This window comes from Massilia sp. CFBP9012, assembly GCF_034045115.1.
In the GTDB taxonomy this organism is placed as follows: Bacteria; Pseudomonadota; Gammaproteobacteria; order Burkholderiales; family Burkholderiaceae_D; genus Telluria.
In genome coordinates this window covers 162250-186701 of sequence record NZ_JAXCWM010000007.1, presented here as the reverse complement: position 1 = coordinate 186701, position 24452 = coordinate 162250, and the positions used below count along the sequence as shown (strand labels likewise).

At 66.4% G+C, this 24452-nt stretch carries 16 protein-coding genes; 11 read left to right on the top strand and 5 right to left on the bottom strand.

Going from position 1 to position 24452, the window contains the following annotated elements:
* The first annotated feature begins 6 nt into the window (after positions 1-6).
* The 7 genes from SOM61_RS13420 to SOM61_RS13390 are packed head-to-tail and all read left to right on the top strand — an operon-like array spanning position 7 to position 6974.
* The gene (locus SOM61_RS13420) at positions 7-375 is read left to right on the top strand and encodes a response regulator (protein ID WP_320474557.1); all 369 of its coding nucleotides are present in this window, start codon (positions 7-9) and stop codon (positions 373-375) included.
* A 1-nt stretch (position 376) separates the two neighbouring features.
* Positions 377-679 (top strand): STAS domain-containing protein, encoded by a 303-nt coding sequence (locus SOM61_RS13415; protein WP_320474556.1) that lies wholly within the window; start codon positions 377-379, stop codon positions 677-679.
* Positions 680-690: 11 nt separating this feature from the next.
* A complete protein-coding gene (locus SOM61_RS13410) occupies positions 691-2811 on the top strand; it encodes a chemotaxis protein CheA (protein ID WP_320474555.1) in 2121 nt (706 codons plus the stop codon).
* 48 nt (positions 2812-2859) lie between these two features.
* Positions 2860-4503, top strand: coding sequence for a methyl-accepting chemotaxis protein (locus SOM61_RS13405; protein WP_320474554.1), 1644 nt, complete (start codon positions 2860-2862; stop codon positions 4501-4503).
* Between the two features lie 9 nt (positions 4504-4512).
* Positions 4513-5025 (top strand): chemotaxis protein CheW, encoded by a 513-nt coding sequence (locus SOM61_RS13400; RefSeq protein WP_320474553.1) that lies wholly within the window; start codon positions 4513-4515, stop codon positions 5023-5025.
* Between the two features lie 6 nt (positions 5026-5031).
* Positions 5032-5853, top strand: a complete 822-nt coding sequence (locus SOM61_RS13395) for a CheR family methyltransferase (protein WP_320474552.1) — start codon at positions 5032-5034, stop codon at positions 5851-5853.
* 20 nt (positions 5854-5873) lie between these two features.
* Positions 5874-6974 (top strand): protein-glutamate methylesterase/protein-glutamine glutaminase, encoded by a 1101-nt coding sequence (locus SOM61_RS13390; RefSeq protein WP_320474711.1) that lies wholly within the window; start codon positions 5874-5876, stop codon positions 6972-6974.
* A 16-nt stretch (positions 6975-6990) separates the two neighbouring features.
* Here the strand turns inward: SOM61_RS13390 and SOM61_RS13385 are convergent, their stop codons facing one another.
* The 4 genes from SOM61_RS13385 to SOM61_RS13370 all read right to left on the bottom strand — a co-directional run bounded on the left by SOM61_RS13385 (position 6991) and on the right by SOM61_RS13370 (position 16724).
* Positions 6991-8487, bottom strand: a complete 1497-nt coding sequence (locus SOM61_RS13385) for an extracellular catalytic domain type 1 short-chain-length polyhydroxyalkanoate depolymerase (RefSeq protein WP_320474551.1) — start codon at positions 8485-8487, stop codon at positions 6991-6993.
* 144 nt (positions 8488-8631) lie between these two features.
* A complete protein-coding gene (locus SOM61_RS13380) occupies positions 8632-10518 on the bottom strand; it encodes a DUF885 domain-containing protein (RefSeq protein WP_320474550.1) in 1887 nt (628 codons plus the stop codon).
* A gap of 138 nt (positions 10519-10656) precedes the next feature.
* Positions 10657-14796 (bottom strand): DEAD/DEAH box helicase, encoded by a 4140-nt coding sequence (locus SOM61_RS13375; RefSeq protein WP_320474549.1) that lies wholly within the window; start codon positions 14794-14796, stop codon positions 10657-10659.
* The gene (locus tag SOM61_RS13370; RefSeq protein ID WP_320474548.1) at positions 14793-16724 is read right to left on the bottom strand and encodes a S9 family peptidase; all 1932 of its coding nucleotides are present in this window, start codon (positions 16722-16724) and stop codon (positions 14793-14795) included. Before SOM61_RS13370 ends, SOM61_RS13375 begins: the two co-directional genes overlap by 4 nt.
* Before the next feature lie 91 nt (positions 16725-16815).
* Here SOM61_RS13370 and hemE point away from each other — a divergent pair, with 91 nt between their 5' ends.
* The 3 genes from hemE to SOM61_RS13355 all read left to right on the top strand — a co-directional run bounded on the left by hemE (position 16816) and on the right by SOM61_RS13355 (position 22195).
* Entirely contained in the window at positions 16816-17898 is a 1083-nt protein-coding gene (gene hemE / locus SOM61_RS13365; RefSeq protein ID WP_320474547.1) for a uroporphyrinogen decarboxylase, read from the top strand.
* Between the two features lie 546 nt (positions 17899-18444).
* On the top strand, positions 18445-20469 hold the full coding sequence (locus tag SOM61_RS13360; RefSeq protein ID WP_320474546.1) for a primosomal protein N': 2025 nt from the start codon (positions 18445-18447) through the stop codon (positions 20467-20469).
* Between the two features lie 136 nt (positions 20470-20605).
* The gene (locus SOM61_RS13355; RefSeq protein WP_320474545.1) at positions 20606-22195 is read left to right on the top strand and encodes an eCIS core domain-containing protein; all 1590 of its coding nucleotides are present in this window, start codon (positions 20606-20608) and stop codon (positions 22193-22195) included.
* Between the two features lie 16 nt (positions 22196-22211).
* On the opposite strand, the gene SOM61_RS13350 is transcribed toward SOM61_RS13355, so the two are convergent.
* Positions 22212-22787 carry a PEP-CTERM sorting domain-containing protein gene (locus SOM61_RS13350; RefSeq protein ID WP_320474544.1) on the bottom strand — a complete coding sequence of 192 codons (576 nt, stop codon included), beginning with the start codon at positions 22785-22787 and terminating at the stop codon, positions 22212-22214.
* 219 nt (positions 22788-23006) lie between these two features.
* Between SOM61_RS13350 and SOM61_RS13345 the strand changes: the two genes are divergently transcribed.
* Positions 23007-24452, top strand: a complete 1446-nt coding sequence (locus SOM61_RS13345) for a dihydrolipoyl dehydrogenase (protein WP_320474543.1) — start codon at positions 23007-23009, stop codon at positions 24450-24452.

Sequence of the window (24452 nt, the reverse complement as noted above, 5' to 3'; positions counted from 1 at the left end):
CAAACCATGGCAAAAACCGTGATGATCGTCGACGACTCCATCTCCATCCGGCAGGTGGTCGGCCTGACCCTGCGCGGCGCCGGCTACGACGTGGTCGAAGGCAGCAACGGCAAGGACGCCCTGGCGAAACTGGGCAAGCAGAAGGTTCACCTGGTCGTCAGCGACGTCAACATGCCCGAAATGAACGGCATCGAATTCGTCAAGGCGGTCAAGGCCCAGCCGGAATACCGCTTCCTGCCGATCATCATGCTCACCACCGAGTCGGGCGACGAGAAAAAGCGCGAAGGCCAGGCCGCCGGCGCGCGCGCCTGGGTGGTCAAGCCGTTCAAGCCGGAAGTGCTGCTCAACGCCGTCCAGAAACTGATCCTGCCTTGACATGAAGCTGACCTCCCAACCGGACGGCAACGGCGGCCTGTCGATCCACATCGACGGCGACCTGACTATTTATGAGGCAGCCGAGGCGCGCGCGTCGCTGCTGGCGCTGATCGACGGCGTCCGCTCGGTCGAACTCGACCTGGCCGACGTCGGCGACATCGACAGCGCCGGCCTGCAGCTGCTGCTGGCGACGGCGCGCACCCTGGGCGGCTGCCTGACCCTGGTGCACGCCAGCGGCGCCGTGGTCGAAGCCATCGGGCTGCTCGGCCTGGGGCCGCGGCTTCCCATCGCCCGTGCTGCCTGAAAGGAATCCCCATGTCGATGGAACAGGCATTGCAGACCTTCACCGCCGAGTGCCGCGAACTGCTGCATGAAATGGAAGACGCGCTGCTCGCCGGCTGCAAGGGCAAGATGTCGGCCGACAGCATCAACGCGGTATTTCGCGCTGCGCACACGATCAAGGGCTCGGCCGGATTGTTCGGGCTCGACCACATCGTCGGTTTTACCCACGTCGCCGAAAGCGTGCTCGACGCCGTGCGCGCCGGACAGCTGGACTTCACGCCGTCACTGGTCGAGCTGATGCTGGCCTGCCGCGACCATATGGCGCACCTGGTCGATGCGGTGGCGGCCGGCCAGCTGGACGAAGACCCGGCACTGGCCGTGGCCGGGCTGCCACTGCGGCAGCGGCTCTCGGCGTATCTGGACGCCGACCCCGCTGCCACTGCTGCCGCCGCCGCTGCCGCAGCGCCTGCCGCGCCGGCCACCGACATCGACGTCGTCCCGGGTGGCGGCCACTGGCATATCTCACTGCGCTTCGGCTCCGAGGTGCTGCGCAACGGCATGGACCCGATGTCCTTCCTGCGCTACCTCGCCACCCTGGGCGCCGTCGCTCACGTAGCGCCGGTGCTGGAGGCGGTGCCTCCACTGGGCGAGCTCGATGCTGAGGCCTGCTACCTGGGGCTGGAGATTGCCCTGCACAGCGACGCCAGCCGCGAAGCGATCGAGGGAGCCTTCGAATTCGTGCGCGACGATTGCCGCCTGCGCATCGTGGCTCCCGGCAGCACGCCGGCGGCTTACCGCGCGTTGGCCGATGAATTCCCCGAGCAGCGCGCCATGATGGTGGCCCTGCTGCAGGAATGCGGCAGCTGGCCGGCCGCAGATGCGCAGGCGCCCGCTGTCCTCGCGCCTTGTGCCGACCCTGTGGCCGACCCTGCGGCCAACCTCGATGCGGCCGAAGGCGCCCGCCCGCGGCGCAGCCAGGAAAAGAACAGCGTGCGCGTCGACGCCGACAAGCTCGACCATCTGATCAACCTGGTGGGCGAACTGATCGTGGCCACCGCCGGCGCCAACCTGGCGGCGCGGCGTGCGCAGAACGTCGAGCTGCAGGAATACGGTGCAACCCTCAATTCGCTGGTCGAGGACGTGCGCAACAGCGCCCTGCAGCTGCGCATGGTCAAGATCGGTTCGACCTTCACGCGCTTCAAGCGCGTGGTGCACGACGTCGCGCGCGACCTGGGCAAGGACATCGAACTGGCGATCGACGGCGAGGATACCGAGCTCGATAAAACGGTCGTCGAGAAGATCGCCGACCCGCTCACCCACCTGGTGCGCAATGCGATCGACCACGGTATCGAGCCGGCCGCGCTGCGCCGCGAGCGCGGCAAGCCGGAGCACGGCACCATCTGGCTCAATGCCTATCACGATTCCGGCACTGTCGTGATCGAGGTCGGTGACGACGGCGGCGGCCTGCAGCGCGAACGCCTGCTGGCCAAGGCGATCGAGCGCGGCATCGTCGAGGAGGGGCGCCACCTGAGCGACGCCGAGGTCTATGCGCTGATCTTCGAGCCCGGCTTCTCGACCGCCGAGCAGGTGACCAACCTGTCCGGCCGCGGCGTCGGCATGGACGTGGTCAAGCGCAATATCACCGCGCTGCGCGGCACCATCCAGATCGACAGCACTCCGGGCGTGGGCACCACGATGCGGGTGCGCCTGCCGCTGACCCTGGCGATCATCGACGGCTTCCAGGTCGCCGTCGGCGGCTCGGTGTTCGTGGTGCCGCTCGAGATGGTCGAAGAATGCGTGGAGTTCAGGAGCGATGAAACCCAGGACTACGCCAACCTGCGCGGCACGGTGTTGCCCTTCATCCGGCTGCGCGAGCTGTTCGCCCTCGACGGCGCGGCCTCGAGCCGCCAGAGCCTGGTCGTGGTGCGCTATGCGGGCCAGCGCGCCGGCCTGGTGGTCGACGGCCTGCTGGGCGAATCGCAAACCGTCATCAAGCCCTTGGGCAAAGTATTCCGGCATATGCGCTGCATCAGCGGCTCCAGCATCCTCGGCAGCGGCGACGTGGCCCTGATCCTGGATGTGCCTTCATTGATCCATCAGGCGGGAGCCGAGAACGCGCGCCTGGCGCAGCCAGTCGAATCGGCTGCTGCATGAACACCCACCCCCACCCAACTACACCTACCTGTTTGAAGGAATACCATCATGTTTAAGAGTATGCGGGTTGCAACCCGGCTGGCGCTCGGGTTCGGGATTGTCCTGGTCATGCTGATCGCACAATCCATCATCAGCCTGAACAAGATGCAGGAGATGAACGAGCAAACAGTCCTGATCACCGAGGACCGCTACGTCAAGGCCAAGCTGGCGGCCAGCGCCATCCAGAGCACGCTGGACAACGGCCGCCTGGTGCGCAGCGTGCTGCTGGCGGTCGACGAGGCCGAGGCCGAGCGCTACAAGGAAACCATCGCCGCCAATCGCGCCACGAACACCGAACTGTTCGAACAGATCGAGAAAATGATCGGGAGCGAGAAGGGCCGGGCCCTGATGAAGGATACGCTGGAGAAGCGGCGCATCCTGTCGGGCAAGTATGAACCGTTGTACCAGCTCGCTCGCACCGACCAGGCCCGCGGCATCGCCTACCTGAAGAACGATTTCGCGCCCGCCAACGATGCGCTGATCGGCGCATTGCGCGCGCTGTCGTCCTTCCAGGAAGAGCTGATGATCGCCTCTGCCAAGGATGCGGCCATCGCCTACGACGACGCGAAGAGCATGATCGTGGTCCTGTCCAGCGCCGCGGCGCTGCTGTCGATCCTGGTTGCCGTCCTGATCACCCGCAACCTGCTCAAGACCCTGGGCGGCGAACCGGCGTATGCGGCCGACATCCTGCTCGAAGTCTCGAAAGGCAACCTGGCGGTCGAGGTCGAGACCCGCAAGGGCGATGCTTCCAGCATGATGTATGCGGTCAAGCAGATGGTCGAGCGCCTGTCGAGCATCGTGCGCGAAGTCAACAGCGCCACCGACGCCCTGTCGAGCGCCTCGGAAGAAGTCAACGCCACCGCCCAGTCGCTGTCGCAGTCGTCCAGCGAGCAGGCGGCCGGGGTGGAAGAAACCAGCGCCTCGATCGAGCAGATGACCGCCTCGATCTCGCAGAACACCGAGAATGCGCGCGTCACCGACGGCATGGCGACCAAGTCCGCGGCCCAGGCGCAAGAGGGCGGCGAAGCGGTCAAGGCCACCGTCAGCGCCATGAACCAGATCGCCCAGAAGATCGGGATCATCGACGACATCGCCTACCAGACCAACTTGCTGGCGCTGAATGCCGCGATCGAGGCGGCGCGCGCCGGCGAACATGGCAAGGGCTTCGCCGTGGTGGCCGCCGAGGTGCGCAAGCTGGCCGAACGCAGCCAGGTGGCGGCCCAGGAAATCAGCACCGTCGCCAGTTCGAGCGTCGAACTGGCGGGCCGTGCCGGCCGCCTGCTCGACGAGATGGTGCCGAACATCCGCAAGACCTCCGACCTGGTGCAGGAGATCACCGCCGCCTCCGAAGAGCAGTCGTCGGGCGTCGGCCAGATCAATGCCGCCGTCGGCCAGCTGAGCATGGCGACCCAGCAGAACGCATCGAGCTCGGAAGAATTGGCGGCAACCGCCGAGGAACTGGCAAGCCAGGCCGAAGAGCTGCAGCAGACCATGGCCTTCTTCACCGTGTCCGGTGAAAAGCAGCGCGACCAGCGCAGCCGCAAGGCCCCGGCAGCCAAGCCGGCGCTGGCCAATCGCGGCGCGGCGCGTGCCGGCGCGGTCCGGATGGCGGCTGCGGGCGACCTCGATGAAGCCGCCTTCACCAACTTCTAAAGGCCGCGCATGAGACCAGCAACGACGCAGTCGGCGGCGCCCAAGGCGGAGCCGACCCAATACCTGACCTTCAGTTCCGGCAGCGAGACCTTCGCGATCGGCATCCTGGGGGTCAAGGAGATCATCGAGTATTCCGGCGTCACCGACGTGCCGATGATGTCGGAGTGCATCCGCGGCGTGATCAACCTGCGCGGCGCGGTGGTCACCGTGATGGACCTGGCGGCGCGCTTCGGCCGCCCGCGCGCCGAGATCGGCAAACGCAGCTGCGTGATCATCGTCGAACTCGAAGAAGCCGGCGAACAGCACGTGGTCGGCATCCTGGTCGACAGCGTCAGCGCGGTGCTCGAGATCGCGTCCCAGGACATTGAACCGCCGCCCGGCTTCGGCGCCCGCATTCGCACCGATTTCATCGCCGGCATGGGCAAGGTCAACGACCGGTTCGTGATCCTGCTCGACGTCGCGCGCGTGTTCTCGATCGAAGAGATTGCGCTGCTGCAGGCGGCCGGCACCAGCGCCGAATAGACTCGCATGGATCGTCCCGCCATCAGCGACCAGGAGTTCGCCCAGTTCCAGCGCTTCATCTTCAACGCCGCCGGCATCAGCATGTCGGGCGCCAAGAAGGCGCTGGTCAGCGGGCGCCTGGCCAAACGCCTCGATCATTGCGGCCTGGCCAGCTACGGCGCATATTTCAAGCTGCTCAGCAGCGGCAAGGCCGAGGGCGAGTTCCAGACGGCGGTCGACCTCCTGACCACTAACGAAACCTATTTTTTCAGGGAAGGCCGTCACTTCGAGCTATTACGCGAGTATGCGCTGGCAGCCTCGGAACGGGGCCGCGAATTCCACGTGTGGAGCGCCGCCTGTTCCAGCGGCGAGGAACCGTACAGCATCGCCATGACGCTGGCCGACTGCCTCGGCAAGCGCACCCGCTACAGTGTGCTGGGATCGGACATCAGTACCGCCGTGCTGGCGCGCGCCCGGCGCGGTCACTATCCGCTCGAGCGTGCGCGGCTGGTGCCCACGTCGATGTTGCAGCGCTTCTGCCTGAAGGGCACCGGCGAGCAGGAAGGTACCATGCTGGTATCGAAAGAAGTGCGCAACCAGGTGCAGTTCGCCCAGGTGAACCTGAACGAAGACTTGCCGCGGCTTGGCCCCTTCGACATGGTCTTCCTGCGCAATGTGATGATCTATTTCAGCAAGGAGACCAAGCGCGAGGTCGTGCGCCGCATCGCCTCGACCCTGCGCCCCGGCGGGGTGCTGTGCATCGGCCATTCGGAAAGCCTGCACGATATCTCTGGCGAATTGCTTACGGTCGCACCGTCGGTTTATCGCAAGCCCGGGACTGGGGCGTGACGGCGCGCCGTATCAAGGTCATGATCGTGGACGATTCCGCGGTCGTGCGCCAGGTCGCCTCCGAGATCCTGGGGAGCGACCCCGCTATCGAGGTGATCGGCGTGGCCGCCGATCCGATCCTGGCGATGGCCAAGATGAAGAACGCCTGGCCGGACGTCATCCTGCTCGACATCGAGATGCCCAAGATGGATGGCTTGACCTTCCTGCGCCGCATCATGGCCGAGCGCCCGACGGCGGTCGTGATCTGCTCGACCCTGACCGAGCAGGGCGCGCGCACCACGGTCGAGGCGCTGGCGGCAGGCGCGGTCACCACTATCGGCAAGCCCAGGCTCGGGCTCAAGCAATTTCTCAACGAATCGACCGAGAGCTTTTCGAGCGTGGTCAAGGCGGCGGCGCGCGCCAACGTCGGCGTGCTGGCGGCGCGCGCACGCAGCGCACCGGTGTCGATAGCCCGAGCCCCCGGCGCACCCGGTGTGCCGGGCGCGCCGGCGCCGAAGCTCAATGCCGATGCGGTGCTGCCCCCGGGCGGTCAGGCGCCCATGACGCAGACGACGGAGCGGGTGGTAGCCATCGGCACCTCTACCGGCGGCACCCAGGCGCTGGAACAGGTGTTGACGGCGCTACCCCAGGTCGCCCCGGGCATCGTGATCGTCCAGCACATGCCCGAGAAATTCACCGCTGCCTTCGCCGCTCGCCTCGACAGTATCTGCCGGATCCGCGTGCTCGAGGCGCGCCATGGCATGCGGGTGATCGCCGGACAGGCCCTGCTGGCCCCGGGCGGCAAGCACCTGCTGCTGCGGCGCAGCGGCGCCCAGTACCACGTCGACGTGGTCGACGGGCCGCTGGTCAACCGCCACCGGCCCTCGGTCGACGTGCTGTTCAGGTCAGTGGCCAAGAGCGCCGGCGCCAACGCGCTCGGGATCATCATGACCGGCATGGGCGACGACGGCGCGGCCGGCCTGTTCGAGATGAAGCAGGCCGGCGCCGCCACCGTCGCCCAGGACGAGGCCAGCTGCGTGGTCTACGGCATGCCCAAGGAAGCCGTCAAGCGCGGCGGCGTCGAGCGCAGCCTGCCGCTGCGCGGGATCGCGGGCGAGATCATGAAGCAGCTGCGCATGTGACTGCCGCGCCGCGGCCTCACGGACAGTTCCCCACGATGTAATAGCCCTGCGCCGTCTGCGCCAGCGTGCTGGTGAAGAAGGTGTTGTACAGCCCCATGTTCTGGTTCGAGCCGTTGGCCAGCGCATAGCCGCCGCTCGCGTGGGCGCGACCCGCCTGCACATGGGCGTAGTTGCTGGCCAGGCTGGTCGTGCAGGTGAACACCGGCGGCGGCGTGCCCGCGCCCACCTGGAAGGCGGGGATGGCGCAGGCATTCGACGCTTGTCCGTTATTGCCGATGGCCGTCACGCTGCCGCCATAGCTGCCGTCGGCGCGGTTCGCATAGGCCTTGCTGAACGCCGCGCCGCTGCCGGCTGCAGCGTCGTCGACCGGCGACGGGCCATTGAGCAGCACCCGGTAGCCGGCGATCGACCCTTCGGCGAAACTGGCGGCGCCATTCACCGTGACCGTCGACCCCGACACGCTGGCGCTGCATGAGGCCATGACGGGCGCCGGCGCCTGCGACACCCGCAGGTTCTTGTTGAACCAGAAATCCATGATGAAGGCCGGGTAGTTCACGCGGGTCGCATTCACGTAGTTGGCGTTCTGGCCGCCGGCGCCGGCCGGCCAGGCGTGGGCTAGCCCTGTCACCGTGATCTGCGACGTGCGCACCTTGCCGTTCGCGTCCGTGTATTCCACATTGCTGCCGCTGCCCGGCACGGTCACCGCCGCGCCCTGCATCCAGGCGCCGCCATACACCTGGCGCATGGCGGCGGCGTCCAGTGGGCCATAGGCTTGCGCCACCGTGTAGTCGCTCGTGCCCCAGATCACGCCGGTGACCTGGGTTGCGAAATGTCCGGATGCGCTGCCGGCCATGGCCGAGCAGGCATTGGCGGCGGTGGTCGCGCTGTAGCCCGATGGGACCAGCGAGATCTGGCCGGTGGTCACGCCCGGCGGCGGTGCGGCGGAGAGGCCCAGGCCGGCGAAGACCTCGGGCGCGGTGCAGCCCAGCACCATGGCCTTGGCGCCGCCCGAGGACAGTCCGGCCACGTACACCTGTTTCGGATCGATCGCGTACTGCGGGTTGGAGAGGAAGCGGTTGATCAGGTCGAGCAGCACCGCGGTGTGGCCATAGGAGCGGCTGCGATTGGTGGCGGCCCAGTCCCAGCAGTGGGTGCCGTAGACGTTGCCGGTGGCGTTCGGCGCCAGGATCACCGCGCCGTACTGATCGGCTACCGCCTTCCAGTTGTAGCCGGCGTCGCCGCTGCCGTTGATCACGTCGCCGCCGGCGGTCTGGGCGCAGCCGTGCAGCACCAGCACCAGCGCGCGCTTGTTGTCCAGGACCGGCGGCGTGGCCGGCCAGTAGTAGTAGCCGCCCAGGGCGCCGCCGTGGGTGGTGTCGTTGGCCCAGACCTGGTTGGCGCTCCAGGCGCCGGGGCCGGCCTGGACCGGGGTTTGTGCGAGGGAAGAAGTGAACGGCGCGCAGAGCGCCAGGCAGATCGCGGCTTGCGCCGCTCGTTGGTGGAAGGGCTGCATGCGTGTCTCCGAATATGATTGTCGTGGGCTGGCCGGGGACGGCCTGCCACATTCATCATAGTTCGGGAGACGGGGCGCACAAGCGGGCGCGCGAGCACGCCGCTTGTGCGTTTTTGCACGGCCAGGGCGGCCATGCAGAGAGGGTTATTGCATCAGTTCCGAGATCATCTTGACCGGCGCATTGCCGTAGCTGAGGAACTGGTCGTGGAATTGTTTCAGCTTGAAGCGTTCGCCCAGCTGCTGCTTGCGGCGTTCGCGTAATTCCATGATCTGGTGGTAGCCGCTGAAGTAGCTGGTCAGCTGCACCGAGGTCAGGGTCACGCGGCGCCATTTTTCGTCGGCTTCCTGGCGCGTCTGGAAGGCCTGGCGGGTGAGCAGGTCGATCGCCGCCTCTTGCCCCATGCCGTTCACATGCACGCTGTAGTCGAGGATGGTGTTGGTCACGCTGCGCAGGTTCCACTTCGAGTACATCAGCCACATCTCGGGCGCGTTGTCGCCGTAGCCCGATTCGAGCATCATGCGTTCGCCATACACGGCCCAGCCTTCGACCATGGCGCCATTGCCGAACAGCGACTTGATCAAGGAAGGCGAGCGGTTGGCATGCACCAGCTGCGCGTAGTGGCCGGGGATCGCCTCGTGGATGTTCAGGATCTGCAGGATCCACTCGTTGTACTCGCGCAGGCTGCTCTCGGCCTGTTCCGGCGTGAGGTTGTCCATCGGCGTGACGTTGTAATACGTCTTGTCCTTGGAGCGGTAAGGGCCCGGCGCGTCGATGCTCGCGCCGGCCACGCCGCGCTGGTACATCGGCGTTTCGCGCACCTCGAGCGGCTTGCTCGGGTCCAGGGTCAGCAGGTCGTGCTTGATCACCCAGTCCTGCAGCAGCGGGATCTGGCGCCGGATCTCGGCGAAGAAGTTCTCGCGCGCGACGTGGCGGCTTGATAACTTGTCGATCATCATGCCGATCTTCTGGAAGCGGTCCTGTGGCTTGTTCACGCCCGCCATATAGCGCGGCCACAGCTCGTCCGAGATACGGTCCATATGCGACAGCAGTTCTTCGCGCGTGACCAGGGCCTTGCGGAAGGTCTCTTCGGCGCTGGACGACGACTGGATGTCGAGCGCGAACTTCTGCTCGTACAGCGCCTTGCCGGCGCGGAAGGGACGCGCCTGGCCGCTGGCCGCCTGGCGCTTCTCGACACCGCTCAGGAAGTCGACGTAGCCCAGCACCGCGCTGCCGGCGTTGGCGATGCGCTGGGCGAAGATCGCCTTCTCTTGCGCCGTCAATATCGATTCCTGGGCCGCACGGCCCAGGTCGGCCAGCACGGCCATCGTGCCCGGCGCCTGGCCGATCGCGAGCTGGGTGTGCTCGCGCGTCGGGTTGGTGATGGAGGCCTGCGCCGCCGCGTAATAGGCCGGCACGTCGGCCAGGCGCTTGAGGATGGTGCGCAGGCGCTGCGGCTTGGCCGCGTAGTCGGTGTTCAGGATCAGGTCGAGCGGCGCGGCGACGTTGTACTGCGACGGGTTCCACTCGTATTCGCGCCAGGTGGAGAGGCGCCAGCGGTCCTTCTCGAGCTTGTTGACCAGCAGGGCCAGGTCGGTGCGGTAGCGCGGCGACAGCTGTTTGGGATCGAGCTTGCCGAATTTTTCCAGCCACTCGTTGGCGAAGGCCAGCTGCCTGGCGCGCGTGTCGGCATCCGGAATGGTGAGGTTGGCGGCGTTGTCGAACTTGCCTACATAGATGCCGCCTTCGGGATCCACACGCCACAGGGCGGTCAGGTATTGCATGCTCAGCGTCGACATGCGGCGGTCGAGGCGTGCTTCGGCGGCGTTCGCGCTGGCAGCACCTGCGGCGGCAGCGCCGGCGCCGACGGCAGCGGCGCCGACCAGGGCCTTCTTGCCCTTGCTGGAAGTCTTCTTCTTGACGACCTTCGAGGATTTGGCCTTGCCCTTGGCTGGCTTGGAGGTGGCGGCGACGGCCGGCGTCAGCGCGAAACACGCCAGCAAGGCCGCCAGCGCGATTTTCGTTTTCATCATCGTATTCAGCCCTGTAACTAAGGAGATGTCTTGGCTCGCGGCAGGCGCGAAGGCGTGCAGATTAGCACTAATTGCATCATTTGCGGGCAGCTGAAACATTCCGACACGCATGAATGCCAACGTTGAATGAAATGCAAATCAGCGTCCCAGCCCCGCCTTGAGCATCTCCAGCATATCCCCCGGCGACATGCGCGCCGCCATCTCGGTCCCTTCGAGCAGGCTGTCGGCCAGGTCGCGCTTGTGGCGGTGCAGGTCGACGATGCCTTCCTCGATCGTGCCGCGCGCGACCAGGCGGTAGATGGTCACCGGCCGCAGCTGGCCCATGCGGTGGGCGCGATCCGACGCCTGGTCCTCGACCGCCGGGTTCCACCACGGGTCCATGTGGATCACGTAGTCGGCCGCCGTCAGGTTGATGCCGACGCCGCCCGCCTTCAGGCTGATGAGGAACAGGTCGCCCTCGCCGGCCTGGAAGGCATCCACGCGGCGCTTGCGCTCCTGGATCGGGGTCGATCCGTCCAGGTACTGGTAGGCGATGCCCTGCGCGTCGAGATACTGGCGGATCAGGGTCAGGTGATCGACGAACTGGCTGAACACCAGCACCTTGTGCCGGTTCTCGAGCAGGTCGGTGGTCAGGCGTGCAAACGTCGCCAGCTTGCTGCTGGCGATGCCGGCGCCGGGCGCCACCAGCTCGGGATTGCAGCAGGCGCGGCGCAGCCGCATCATCTCGGCCAGGATCTCGATCGCCTTTTGCCCCTCCGGCGCTTCGAGCGCGGCCAGCTTGTCGAGGGCCTGGCGGCGCAGCGATTCATACAGCGCGTTTTCTTCGGCGCTCAGTTCCACCGGGACCACGATCTCGGTGCGCGGCGGCAGCTCGGACAGCACTTGCGCCTTGGTGCGGCGCAGGATGAAGGGTGCGGTCAGGCGCCGCAGGCGGGATCTAGCGCCGGCTTCGGCGCGTTTGTCCTGCGCCTTCTCGATCGGGCCGGCAAAGCGCAGCTGGAACTGGTCGGCGCTGCCCAGCAGGCCCGGATTGATGAAGCGGAACAGGTTCCATAATTCTCCCAGGTGGTTTTCCAGCGGCGTGCCGGTGGCGGCCATGCGGAAGTCTCCCTGCAGCGCCATCACCGCCTGCGAGCGCTTGGTGTGCATATTCTTGACCGCCTGGGCCTCGTCGAGCACGATGCTGCGCCAGCGCCGGCCCTTGAAGCGCGCCGCTTCCAGCTGCAGCAGGCCGTAGCTGACCACGACCACGTCGAATGGCCCCGCGTTGTCGATCGTCGCGGCCCGTTCGCCGGGTCCGAACAGGTGCAGCTTCAGGGTCGGCGCGAAGCGCGCGGCCTCGTCGATCCAGTTCAGGCACACCGAGGTCGGCGCCACCACCAGCGCCGGGCCATCCTTGGCGCGCGTCAGCAGCAGCGCCAGCGCCTGCAAGGTCTTGCCGAGACCCATATCGTCGGCCAGGCAGGCGCCCACGCCCCAGTGCGCCAGGCGCGCCAGCCACTGGAAGCCGTCGACCTGGTAATCGCGCAACTCGGCCTGCAGGGTGGAAGGCAGCTCGGGCAGGTACGCGGCATTGTCGGCCATGCGTTCCAGGTGCCCCTGCCAGGCCTTGTCGGCGTCGACGTGGCCGGCCTCGCGCGCCAGCTCGTCCAGCGCGAAGCTGGCCAGCGCGTGGGTGCGGATGCCGTCGCCATGGAGTTCGCCATAGGCGCCCAGCTCCGTCAGGCGCCGGTGCAGCTCGTCGGACAGGGCCAGGTATTCGTTCTCGCCCAGGGCCACGAAGCGGCTGCCGCTCTCCTGGATCTTTTCCAGCAGGGTGCGCAGGTTCATCACGCGGCCTTCGTCGATCACGACGTCGCCGCTGGCCGCGAACCAGTCGCGTTCGCGCCGGATCTGCACCCGCACCGATTTGGTCGTGGCCTTTTTGGTGACCCTGAATTTTTCGCCCTCGGGCCAGGCGACCACGATCGCTTCGCCATCCAGCGCGCGCAGCTGGTCGACCAGTTCCAATGCCAGCAGCGGCTGGCCGAGCAGCCATTCGCCGTGGTCCGGTTCCGCGTGTTCGAGCGCCTGGCATGTGCCGACCAGCTGGCGCTCGGCCTCGCGTTCGGCGTTCAGGTTGCGCCGGGCTTCGGTGCGGATGCCCTCAACGTCGGCGATCACATTGGCCGCGCCTTCGCCGGGGCCATAATAAGCGCCGCCCGGCACGGGACGCACCAGCAGCTGCATGCGCATGCCATGCTGGTAGGGACGCAGCAGCACGTGCAGGCGCGGGTCGGCCGGCACGGTCTCGATATCGCTGCTGCTGGCGCCGATGTCCGATTGCACGGTGACGATCGACGACACCGCGCCGATCGCGCGCAGCACGCGCCGTTCCGCTTCCATCGGCACGGTCAAGCCTTCGCCGACGATGGCGGCGATGCGCCGATGCTCGTCCCTGATGTGCACCAGGCGCAGGCGGGTCGGCGTCTCGCGCGTGACCACGACGTCGCCAACATTGTCTTCGACCGGCGGGTTCAGCACGATCGACACCTTGTCGCCCAGTTTCTTGACCAGCAGTTCCGGCTCGCCCGGCAGCAGCTCGACCCGGGTGCCCGGCGCATCCATCCAGAACAGCAGCGGGTGGCCGACCAGGGCCGCCAGCGCCTTGTGCACCTCGAGTTCGAAACGGATGCCGCTGCCGGCGTAGTAGCGGCGGCCGGCGATCGCGTTCACGGCCTGCAGGTCTTGCGCGGTCAGGAAGTCGAGCTGGGCGCCTTCCTCGGCCAGGCGTTTCAGGCCCATGGCGCGGCCGCGGCTCCAGCCGCCTTGCGCATCGCGCTTCTGCTCGCGCGGCTCCAGTTCCTGCACGCCCAGGTGCGGGTCGTAGCGGATCAGCCAGACCAGCCTGGATTCGCGTACGTTCTCCACGTTAGCCGCCGGCTGCAGGTTGATCAGGGCATTGAGCTGGCGTTCCCACGGTTCCTCGCGCGCGAACCAGCCGGTCATGTCGGGCAGGCGGTGCTTGCGCCGCAGTTCGCTCGCACGTTGTTCATGTGCCAGGTGGCCGGCCTGGCCCATCTGCGCCAGCACGCCGGCCAGCTGGGCCGACCACAGGTCGAAGCCGGCCGCCTCGGATTGCAGCAGCATGTCTTCCAGCCGCGCGCCTTGCGCGTTCAGTGTGGGCAGGGCCAGCCAGTGATGGATCAGGGCGCGGAACACGGTCGGTTCCAGCGACATCTCCCAGCTGCGCGTGCCGAACAGTGCCGCGTCGACGGTGCCGCGCTGGATCTCGTGCAGCATGCCGAGCTGGAACCAGACCGCGTTGTCGGCCCGCTGTACCGCGCGCGTCTCGATCTCGAGCCAGGCGTCGGCCAGCTTGAGGTGGCCCGGGTCGCTGCTGCGCAGCAGGGCGGCCATCGCGATGTGCGCACAGTGGCCGTCGAATACCGCCTTGCGCTTGCCGGTTTCGCGGCGCAGCTGCTTGATCGACGCATCGATGCCGGCCAGGCCCGCATCGCTATCGTCGCGCAGCACCTGCACCACGCTGCGCAGGAACAGGCCGGGCGAGTCGCTCATCTCGTTCACCAGCGCCAGGGCGTCGTCCAGGCGGCCGCACAGGATGTAATGTTCCCCGAGCGAACGGCGTAGCGGGCTTTCGGGGCTGCTGCGCGGTATCAGGCGCTCGGCGTACTCGCGTACGCCCGGCGCCAGCGCCGGTTCGCTGCGCGCATGCATGACCAGGATGTGCAGGATGCCTTCGCGCAGGCGCGGATGGATGCGTTCCATCAGGGCCGGGGCAAAGGGGCGCGCGCAGACGTCGACCAGCGGATGCAGGTAGCTCGACTCGTGGCAGCGCTGGCAGGCATCGAGCAGCGGGAATACGACGTCGTGCTCCTGCCCGGTGAGCAGGGCGATGCGCAGCAGGGCCAGGCCCTGGCGGTAGGTGCGCAGCATCAGGGTACCCTGCCAGTCGCGGCGCACGGTCGACACCTGGGCATAGGCGCCGGCCACATTGTCGAACAGGCCATCGTCGAGGGCCGCATCGAGCACCGGCCAGGCCAGGTCGGGAGCGATGGCGACGCCGCGCTCGCTCATATCGACCACCAGGCCGCGCTCGCGCAGGCGCGCCAGTTCATCGGCCCATTGCGCCAGCGGCAGCGCCACGCCCAGCGCCCGCATATGTTCCAGGATGCGCTGGCGGCCCATCGGCTCGCCCGCGATCGCCAGCACGACCAGCAGCGCGCGTTCTTCCGCCGTGCAGGTGTCCAGGCGTGCAGTAACGTCTTCCACCATCATGCGAGGTTCTCGATCTCGATCGCAGGCAGGTCGGCCGGCACCGGGATGCCGAACACGCGCAGGTAGAAATACAACTCCGCTTCCAGCGTGCGCACCACGCTGTCCGTTTTGCGGAAGCCATGGCCCTCACCCTCGAGCGTCAGGTAGGCCACCGGCAGCTTGCGCGCGCGCAGCGCCTCGACCACGCTCTCGGACTGCTGCGGCGGCACGACCTTGTCGTCCAGGCCCTGGAAGAAGATCATCGGCCGGCGCAGTTTATCGGTATGGTGGATCGGCGAGCGCTCGCGGTACACCGCTGCGGCGGTTTCCGGCGGCGCGATCAGGTACTGGTTGTAGTGCGATTCGAATTTGTGCGAATCGGCGTCCAGTCCGGCCAGGTCGGACACGCCGTAGTAGCTGGCGCCAGCCTTGAACACGTCATGGAAGCTCAGTGCGGACAGCACGGTCAGGCCGCCGGCGCTGCTGCCGCGGATCAGCAACCGTTCGGGGTCGACGACGCCTTGCGCCGCCAGGTGGCGCGCGCCGGCCACGCAATCCTCGACGTCGACCACGCCCCACTGGTGCTTGAGCAGGTTGCGGTAGGCGCGGCCGAAACCGGTGCTGCCGCCATAGTTCACGTCCAGCACGGCGAAGCCGCGGCTGGTCCAGTATTGGGTGGACAGCTTCAGGGTGCTGGCCGCCATGCCGGTGGGGCCGCCGTGGCCGATCACGATCAGCGGCGGCAGCTCGCCGTCTTGCGGCGCGTGGTCGGCATTGGCCGGCGCGTAATAGAAGGCGTGGGCGGTGCGACCATTCTCGCTCGGGTAGTCGATCGCCAGCGGCACCGACAGGTAGCCGGTGGCCGGCAGTTGCGGGATCGAGTGGGCCAGCACCTCGCTGGCCCCTAGCTCCAGGTCGATCCGCGCCAGCTCGGGCGCAATGGTCGGCGCGCCGCCCAGCAGGGCCACGACGTCGCCCTGCACCCGCAGCTCGCGGATTTCTTCATACGGCGACTCCAGCGGAATCAAGTTGCCGCCCGCCAGCCTTGCCAGGTAGCTGACGCCTTGTTCGACGTAGGCGCACACGATCTCGTCCTCGGAACGGAAGCCGTACAGCGCACCGCCGAAGCTCCAGTGGGGGCCGGCGAATTCCGCCTCGCGCGGGCACAGCGCGTGCACGACGCCGTGGTCGTAGCGGTACAGGTTCCACCAGCCGCTGCGGTCCGACACGAAGTGCAGCACGCCGCCGGGCGACCATTCGGGTTGGCAGATCGATTCTTGCGCACCGCCCGCGACCAGGCGGCCGTTCACCAGCGTCCCATCATCAAGCACGTCGGCCAGCCACAGTTCCGTGCCTTCCCAGGGCATGCGCGGATGGTCCCAGCACAGCCAGGCCAGCTGGCGGCCATCGGGCGACAGGCGCGGCGCCGCATAGAAGTCGTTGCCGTCCACGAGCACGGTCTCGACGCCATCGAAGCCGATCGCGGCCAGCGTATTGACGGGATAGGTGGCGCCGGCCGAGTGATCCTCGCGCACCGAGATCAGGCGCCGGCGCGCGCCATCGAGCACGAAGTCGGCAAAGCGGTGGCCGGTGCCCTCGGCGCTCACGGCGACCGGCTGGCCATCCGCCTCGACCCGGTACAGGCGGTTGTCCACATGGTGCGAGAACCAGGCCACGCCGCCGGCCAGCAGGCAGGCGCCGCCGCCGTATTCATGGACGCGGCTGCGCACATTGAAGGGCGCCGGCGTCAGCTCGCGCGTGCCGCCGGCGTCATGCACCATGAGCGTCGTGCGTCCGCCCTCGCTGGCGCGGCCTTCGAGCCAGCCCAGGCGCGGCCCGTCGAGCATCAGCTGGGCCAGCGGCACCGCGCCGGCGGCGACCACCGCGGCGCTGATCGGGGACGGCCAGGCGCCGCAGGGCAGGGGTTGTTTGCTGGTGGCAATCGTCATGATCTGGGCTCTTTCCTTGGTCGGACGAGCATTATAGTGTTTGCCCAAGAATGCGATAATAGCCGTTTCCTTACCAACGCCATTGTCAGCCATGCCACAATTTGCCCCGCTCCAGAACGACACCTTCCTGCGTGCGCTGTTGCGCCAGCCGACCGACTACACCCCGGTGTGGCTGATGCGCCAGGCGGGTCGCTACCTGCCGGAATACCGCGCCACCCGCGCGCGCGCCGGTTCGTTCCTGGGGCTGGCGAAGAATCCCGACTACGCCACCGAAGTCACGCTGCAGCCGATCGACCGCTATCGGCTGGACGCGTCGATCCTGTTCTCGGACATCCTGACGGTGCCGGACGCGATGGGCCTGGGCCTGTATTTCGCCGACGGCGAAGGCCCGAAGTTCGAGCGTCCGCTGCGCACCGAGGCGGAAGTGAACGCGCTGGCCGTCCCGGACATGGCCTCGCTCGACTATGTGTTCAAGGCCGTGACCTCGATCCGCACCGCGCTGAACGGCCGCGTGCCGCTGATCGGTTTCTCGGGCAGCCCGTGGACGCTGGCCTGCTATATGGTCGAAGGCGGCGGCTCGCGTGAATTCCACACGGTCAAGAAGATGCTGTACAGCCGTCCGGACCTGATGCACCGCATCCTGGACATCAATGCGCAGGCCGTGACCCAGTACCTGAACGCCCAGATCGACGCCGGCGCCCAGGCCGTGATGATCTTCGATTCCTGGGGCGGGGCGCTGGCCGACGGCGCCTACCAGGAGTTCTCGCTGGATTACATGCGCAAGATCCTCGCCGGCTTGACCCGCGAACACGATGGCGTGCGCATCCCGGCCATCGTCTTCACCAAGGGCGGTGGCATCTGGCTGGACGAGATGGCCGACATCGGCGCCGATGCGCTGGGCCTGGACTGGACCGTCAACCTGGGCCGCGCGCGCGCGCTGGTGGGCGACCGCGTGGCGCTGCAGGGCAATCTCGATCCGGCCATCCTGTTCGCCGAGCCGGACCAGATCCGCGCCGAAGTCGAGCGCTCGCTCAGTGCCTACGGCGCGCCGTCGGCCGGCCATGGCCATGTGTTCAACCTGGGCCACGGCATCTCGCAATTCACCCCGCCAGAGTCGGTGACGGCGATGGTCGAAGCAGTCCACAGCTTCAGCCGCAAGCAGCGCGCCGGCTGAATTTTCCCCCGTGAATGGCGGCCCTCTTGACAAGGCCGCCAGTCTTGCTCCTCACTTGTTCACAACTTCCTAAAAGTGGGTAAAAATTCCTGTGGACATCTCAGCATCTTCTCAGTCTGCGTAAAGCGATGATTTATAAGCGTTTTTTGCTTCGGGCTAGTGCTGAGTGCGTCCTGCACCACAAGGTTGTCCAGTAGAATTCAGCAAAATTCGGCTCTTGTTCACAAAGTTATCAACAGACGTTTTAATAATGGGGAAAAGTGCTTGGTTTACCGGCACTTAGCGCGCTTCTTCAAGTATTGCCTTAAGTTTGTGACGCAATGCAGCGAGTTTTCCACGCCGGATACCCCAGTTATGCACAATGCGGAAAAAGCGCTCGAGCTTGTTAACAGGTCTGAGGACGAATATGCAAGCCATTGATTCATAAGCAAAAAATTGTCTTGAATTAGAGAATTATCGATTGCGACTTGATCTAACGTAAACCTTTGATGGGGTCAAGCCCCACGCTATTCACAAAGTTTTCCACAGATTTGCACAGGGCCCAGATTGTCAACCAGCACCGATAGCACGCATTGCTTCCTCGAAGTCGTGCTCGATACTCCGCTGAACAGCAGTTTCGACTACCGCTGGCCATGCCGGCCGGGCGAAGAGCCGCTGCCCGGCCAGCTGGCGCTGGTGCCGTTCGCGCGCCGCGAAATCATGGCCCTGATCGTCGCGGTCAAGGACCGGACCGACGTCCCGTCCGAAAAACTGAAGGCTGCGCTGGCCGTGCGCAGCCAGCTATCCCCGCTGCCGGAGCGCTGGATCGCCCTGGCGCGCTTCGCCGCCGACTACTACCAGCGGCCGCTGGGCGAGGTGGCGCTGCCCGGCCTGCCCAAGAACCTGCGGGTGCCCAAGACGGTGGCGCTGGACCGCGCCCTGAAGAAACTGGCCAAGCTCGACCCCCAGCAGGATGCGACGGCGGTCGACATGCCGGTGCTGAACCCCGCCCAGCAGGAGGCGGCCGACGCGATCGGCGGCGCCGACGGCTTCACGCCGCTGCTGCTGTGGGGCGTGACCGGCAGCGGCAAGACCGAGGTCTACCTGCAGGCCTGCGCCCGGGTGTTGGCGCGCGACCCGCAGGCGCAGATCCTGATCATGGTCCCCGAGATCAACCTGACGCCCCAGCTGGAAGGGAATATCCGGGCCCGTTTCCCGGGCATGATGCTGGCCACCCTGCACAGCAGCCTGTCCGAGGGCGAGCGCATGCTGCACTGGCTGGCCGCGCACAGCGGCCAGGCGCGCATCGTGCTCGGCACCCGGCTGGCGATCCTGGCCTCGTTGCCGAACCTGCAACTGATCGTGATCGACGAAGAGCACGACCCCTCGTACAAGCAGCAGGAAGGCCTGCGCTATTCGGCGCGCGACCTGGCCGTGTGGCGCGCGCACCAGCTGGGGATCCCGATCGTGCTCGGCTCGGCCACGCCGTCGCTCGAGTCCTGGCATCACGCGCGCTCCGGCAGGTACAAGCGGCTGGATCTGCGCGAGCGCGCCGTGCGCGACGCCGTGCTGCCGAAAGTCAGGCTGGTGGACATGGAACGCGACCGCGCGCGCGACGGTCTGACGAGCGAGGTGCTGGCGGCCCTGCGCGGGCGACTGGAGCGCGGCGAGCAGTCGCTCCTGTTCCTGAACCGGCGCGGCTATGCCCCGGTGATCAGCTGCGACGCCTGCGGCTGGATCAGCAACTGCACCCGCTGCACCGCCTTCATGGTGCTGCACAAGCCCGAGCACCGGCTGCGCTGCCACCACTGCAGCCTCGAATTGCGCATCCCGCGCTCCTGCCCGACCTGCGGCAACGTGGACCTGCAGCCGCTGGGCCGCGGCACCCAGCGGGTAGAGGAGCATCTGCACGCCTTGTTCCCGCAAGCGCGCATCCTGCGCATCGACGCCGACTCCACGCGCCTGAAGGGCAGCGCGCAAGCCGCCTTCGACAGCGTGCACCGGGGCGAAGTGGACATCCTGATCGGCACGCAGATGGTCGCCAAGGGCCACGACTTCAAGAAGCTGACCCTGGTCGGCATCCTGAACCCCGATACCGCCCTGTTCTCGCAGGATTACCGCGCCAGCGAGCGCCTGTTCGCCCAGCTGATGCAGGTGGCGGGACGGGCCGGCCGCGGCGGCGCGCCGTCCGAGGTGCTGGTGCAGACCAGGTATGCGCAGCACCCGCTGTACGGCGCGGTGATGCGCCACGATTACGAGCGCTTCGCCGGCCAGCTGCTCGAAGAGCGCAAGGAAGCCGGGCTGCCGCCCTATATGTACCAGGCCTTGCTGCGCGCCGAGGCGAAGGAACTGCCGATCGCGATCGAATTCCTGGAAGCGGCGCGCGACTGCCTGCCGAGCGACGCCATCCTGATCAACGACCCGATCCCGATGACGATGACCCGGGTCCACAACGTGGACCGCGCCCAGCTGCTGGTCGAGTCCAGCTCGCGGCCCGCGCTGCAGGCCTTCCTGCGGGTCTGGGTCGAGGAGCTGCGGGCGATGAAGTCGCGCGTGAAGTGGTCGCTCGAGGTCGATCCGCTCGATATCTGAGATGCGGTCGGCGTTGTGGCGCACGGGACTGAAAGTAATTCGCAAAAATTGACTCTGGTCAATAAGCTGATATCCTCAGGGAAATGAAGTACTTTGCTCCACCACTTGTCGCGGTTGCCATAATTTCCAGAATTGCATGAAAGCTGAACCGAGTGTCGACCAGCGGACCGCACAGCCGCGCCTTGAGGCAAAGCAGGACCGCGCGAACGCCGGCGCGTTCGCCGACACAATCGACAACAGCCCGCGTATGACTGCCCAGCGCGCACTGGTCGCGCAACTGTTCGGGAACCGGCAGGCCGGGCGTGGCGCCGTGCAGGGCCAGGGCACGGCCCAGTTGGCGCAGGACGTCGCCGCTGTGGCGGTCAACCGCACTGGCCTGCCTGACGGGCTCAAGTCGGGCGTCGAGTCGCTGTCGGGACACGATCTAAGCGACGTCAACGTTCACTATAACTCGTCTGCGCCGGCCCGCTTGAACGCGCATGCCTATGCGCAAGGCCGCGATATTCACGTGGCGCCGGGGCAAGAGCGGCATTTGCCGCACGAGGCCTGGCACCTGGTGCAGCAAGCCGAAGGACGGGTCCAGCCGACCCTGCAAATGCAGGGCGGCGTGGCGGTGAACGACGATCCGGGCCTGGAGCATGAGGCGGATGTGATGGGCGCGAGGGCACTCTCGGCTGCGCCCCAGGCAGGCGCGGCCGTCGAACCGGCACGCCAGGCAGCCTCGGGCGGCACAGCAGTCGCGCAGGCGGTATGGGTCGACGGACATCACCGTCCGCTCGACGATGGGTTGAGGGAAAAGGTATGGAACGATCCCCTGCAGGAGCTCGCGAATTTCGGCCACCAGTTCGGCATGACGGAAGCCGCCACGGAGCTGCACCGGCGTATCGCCATTGTCTACGAGAGCGGCAATGTCGAATTGATCGACGACGCCAGGACCGGACTTCGCCAGGCTTTAAATAGCGACCAAGCATGGACTATCGAGAAATTACTGACGAACACGCTGGATCATCTGCATCTGCCCGAGGATCCGATGGGGGATCCCGAGCACGCCGAGGACCAGGGTAGTGACAATCCGGAAGAGGAACTCGATCCGGGGGACTTGATGTTGTCGGAAATCGGGTCTGACGAGCAAACGACGCTGGCCGAGGCCCTGGTCATGCGCCACCCTGGGCTGTATCAGCAGTTTCAAGACCTGGCGCGGAATGCAAATGCGCAACCGACCCCCTCTCTGTTCCTGGCATGGTTCAATCAAGGCGTGTTGACGCGCACGCAGTTCAAGCAGCTCGTGAACGGCGGCAAGCCGATACAGAAGGCACGCACGCCCGGCGCGCTGAGTTACCAGGCCGGGTACACCACCCATACGCACGGCAATTTCAAGGACGTCACCTATAAGCTCGACAACCTTGGCAGCATCGACTTCGGCAAGGTCAATAAACAAAAGGTCTGGCAGAATCCGATGAAGCCGGGCAGCGAGGTCCAGTTGAACAAAGGTTCGGGCAAGGCCAACTACGGCATCACGCTGAGTGGAACCAAGATCAAGATTCCCGGCGCGAGCCGCGGGCAGCATTTTTCCATGGCTAACCGGATCATGAAGAATGGCTTCGGCAGCAGCAGCCCGACCGACTGGACCTGGCACCATCTGACCACTTATTACAAGATGGTGCTGGTAGACCGCACCGTCCATGCCAAGCACGGACACAATGGCGGGGTCTACGTCTGGAAGTAAGCTTTCCGGAACCTGCTCAGGCGGCGCTTTTGCCGGCGGCGCGGCGGCGGCCGGTGTAGCCCAGCATCGCGAGACCGGCACCTATCAGCAGGCCGCTCGCAGGTTCGGGCACTTCGCCGGCCGCCGGTTCCACGTTGAAGGTGATGGTGCCGAAGTCCCATTGGCCGTCCACTCCCAGCAGATCATCGAAGTCTTCGAAGAATTCCAGGCGCAGGATGCCGTCGACGCCGACTTCGAACGCCAGGCCCAGCTCGACCAGGTCGGCGAACCCCGAATAGCTCTCGGTGCCCGGGTACCACTCATTGATGCCCGGCGTGAAGAAGACCCCATCGGTCTGCTTGGAATTTTCGAACGCGATCACCATGTCCGCCAGCCAGCCCGGCGAATAAGCGGTCAGGGTGAAATCGTAGGCGACGCTGGTGACGACCGAGTTGGCGCCGACGTCGAGCAGGATGACCGTGTTGTCGGCGTCGCCGTACAGTCCATGACTCTGGATGCCGGTGAGGTCGACAGTGATCGGCGCGGCGAACAGCGACGACGAGGCGAGCAACGACAAGCTGACGAGCAGTTTCTTGAAAGTAGTAATTTTCATGACGATCTCCCTGGTTGTGGAATTCATCGATGAGCAACAAACGTGCCGGAGCCCTTGGCTTCTTGCAATCAACTGATTTCTAACGAGAAATTAATAAAGTGTGTCTCCGGTATCGAACGTCATGTAAAGTTGCTCGACATGCAAGATGCATGTCGCCACCGGCAGCGGCAAAATAGCGTATCGTTTTGCCTGTCATTAGCGCAGCAGTGGAGACCAGTAATGAAACAATTGAACGTGGACGTCGCCATCATCGGCACCGGCACCGCCGGCATGACCGCCTACCGCGCCGCCAAGGCGCTGGGCGCCCGGACGGTGGCGATCGAGAGCGGGCAGTACGGCACCACCTGCGCCCGGGTCGGCTGCATGCCGAGCAAGCTCCTGATCGCGGCGGCCGAGGCGTCCCACGTGATCGACACTTCCGCGCCATTCGGCGTGCATGCCGGTGAAAAACGCATCGACGGTCGCGCCGTGATGGAACGGGTCAAGCGCGAACGCGATCGCTTCGTCGGCTTCGTGCTCGAAGGCATCGAGGCGATGCCGGTGCAGGACCGCCTGCAGGGCCGCGCGCGCTTCACCGGCCCCTGCACGCTGGTGGTCGACGACCAGACCGAGATCCAGGCCGGCCGCATCGTGATCGCCACCGGCTCCACGCCGCTGCGCCTGCCGCAGCTCGAGAACGTCGGTCCCGGCATCGTCACCAGCGACGACGTGTTCTATTGGGACGACCTGCCGCGCTCGGTGGCCGTGATCGGCACCGGCGTGATCGGCCTCGAACTGGGCCAGGCCCTGGCCCGGCTGGGCGTGCGCGTGCGCTTCTATGCGCGCGGCGGCAGCATTGCCAACATTACCGATCCCGAAGTACTGCGCTGCGCGGGACGGGTCTTGATGGAAGAACTCGACATCGCCTTCCAGACCGAGGTGGTCGGGGCGGTGCAAGAGAAGGAAGATGGCGACGTGGCGCTCACGGTGCGCGATGCGCTGGGCAAGGAAAGCACCGAGCACTTCCAGTATGTGCTGGTGACGGCCGGCCGCACGCCGAACGTGCACGACCTGGGACTGGAGCACACCGGCCTGGAGCTGGGGCCGGACGGCATCCCCCATTTCGACGCGCGCACCATGCAATGCGGGACCAGCAATATCTTCATCGCGGGCGACGCCAACAACGAGCGGCCATTGCTGCACGACGCCGCCGACCACGGCAAGATCGCCGGCGACAACGCGGGCCGCTATCCGGACGTGCGTCCGGGCCTGCGCCGCGCGCCGATCGCGGTCGCCTTCACCGAACCGAATATCGCCACCCTGGGCAAGAACTACAAGACCTTGTGCGCCGGCGGCCAGCGCAAGTTCGCGGTTGGCAGCGTGTCCTTCGCCAACCAGGGCCGCAGCCGGGTCATGTTGCAGAACAAGGGGATGTTGCGGGTGTATGCCGAGTACGGCACCCGGCTGTTCCTGGGCGCCGAGATGATCGCGCCGCGTGCCGAACACCTGGCGCATCTGCTGTCATGGGCATTCCAGATGCGGCTGACGGTCGACCAGATGCTCGAGATGCCGTTCTATCACCCGGTGATCGAGGAGGGCGTGCGCACCGCGCTGCGCGACCTGGCCAACAACCTGTCGAAGGGCGACAGCCAGACCGACCCGGCCGATACCGAGCCGGGGACTTGA

What these genes read in the sequence shown, in the direction of transcription:
- SOM61_RS13420 (WP_320474557.1), top strand. Translation starts at nt 7, where the DNA reads ATGGCAAAAACCGTGATGATCGTCGACGACTCCATCTCCATCCGGCAG.
- SOM61_RS13415 (WP_320474556.1), top strand. Translation starts at nt 377, where the DNA reads ATGAAGCTGACCTCCCAACCGGACGGCAACGGCGGCCTGTCGATCCAC.
- SOM61_RS13410 (WP_320474555.1), top strand. Translation starts at nt 691, where the DNA reads ATGTCGATGGAACAGGCATTGCAGACCTTCACCGCCGAGTGCCGCGAA.
- SOM61_RS13405 (WP_320474554.1), top strand. Translation starts at nt 2,860, where the DNA reads ATGTTTAAGAGTATGCGGGTTGCAACCCGGCTGGCGCTCGGGTTCGGG.
- SOM61_RS13400 (WP_320474553.1), top strand. Translation starts at nt 4,513, where the DNA reads ATGAGACCAGCAACGACGCAGTCGGCGGCGCCCAAGGCGGAGCCGACC.
- SOM61_RS13395 (WP_320474552.1), top strand. Translation starts at nt 5,032, where the DNA reads ATGGATCGTCCCGCCATCAGCGACCAGGAGTTCGCCCAGTTCCAGCGC.
- SOM61_RS13390 (WP_320474711.1), top strand. Translation starts at nt 5,874, where the DNA reads ATGATCGTGGACGATTCCGCGGTCGTGCGCCAGGTCGCCTCCGAGATC.
- SOM61_RS13385 (WP_320474551.1), bottom strand. Translation starts at nt 8,487, where the DNA reads ATGCAGCCCTTCCACCAACGAGCGGCGCAAGCCGCGATCTGCCTGGCG.
- SOM61_RS13380 (WP_320474550.1), bottom strand. Translation starts at nt 10,518, where the DNA reads ATGATGAAAACGAAAATCGCGCTGGCGGCCTTGCTGGCGTGTTTCGCG.
- SOM61_RS13375 (WP_320474549.1), bottom strand. Translation starts at nt 14,796, where the DNA reads ATGATGGTGGAAGACGTTACTGCACGCCTGGACACCTGCACGGCGGAA.
- SOM61_RS13370 (WP_320474548.1), bottom strand. Translation starts at nt 16,724, where the DNA reads ATGACGATTGCCACCAGCAAACAACCCCTGCCCTGCGGCGCCTGGCCG.
- hemE (WP_320474547.1), top strand. Translation starts at nt 16,816, where the DNA reads ATGCCACAATTTGCCCCGCTCCAGAACGACACCTTCCTGCGTGCGCTG.
- SOM61_RS13355 (WP_320474545.1), top strand. Translation starts at nt 20,606, where the DNA reads ATGAAAGCTGAACCGAGTGTCGACCAGCGGACCGCACAGCCGCGCCTT.
- SOM61_RS13350 (WP_320474544.1), bottom strand. Translation starts at nt 22,787, where the DNA reads ATGAAAATTACTACTTTCAAGAAACTGCTCGTCAGCTTGTCGTTGCTC.
- SOM61_RS13345 (WP_320474543.1), top strand. Translation starts at nt 23,007, where the DNA reads ATGAAACAATTGAACGTGGACGTCGCCATCATCGGCACCGGCACCGCC.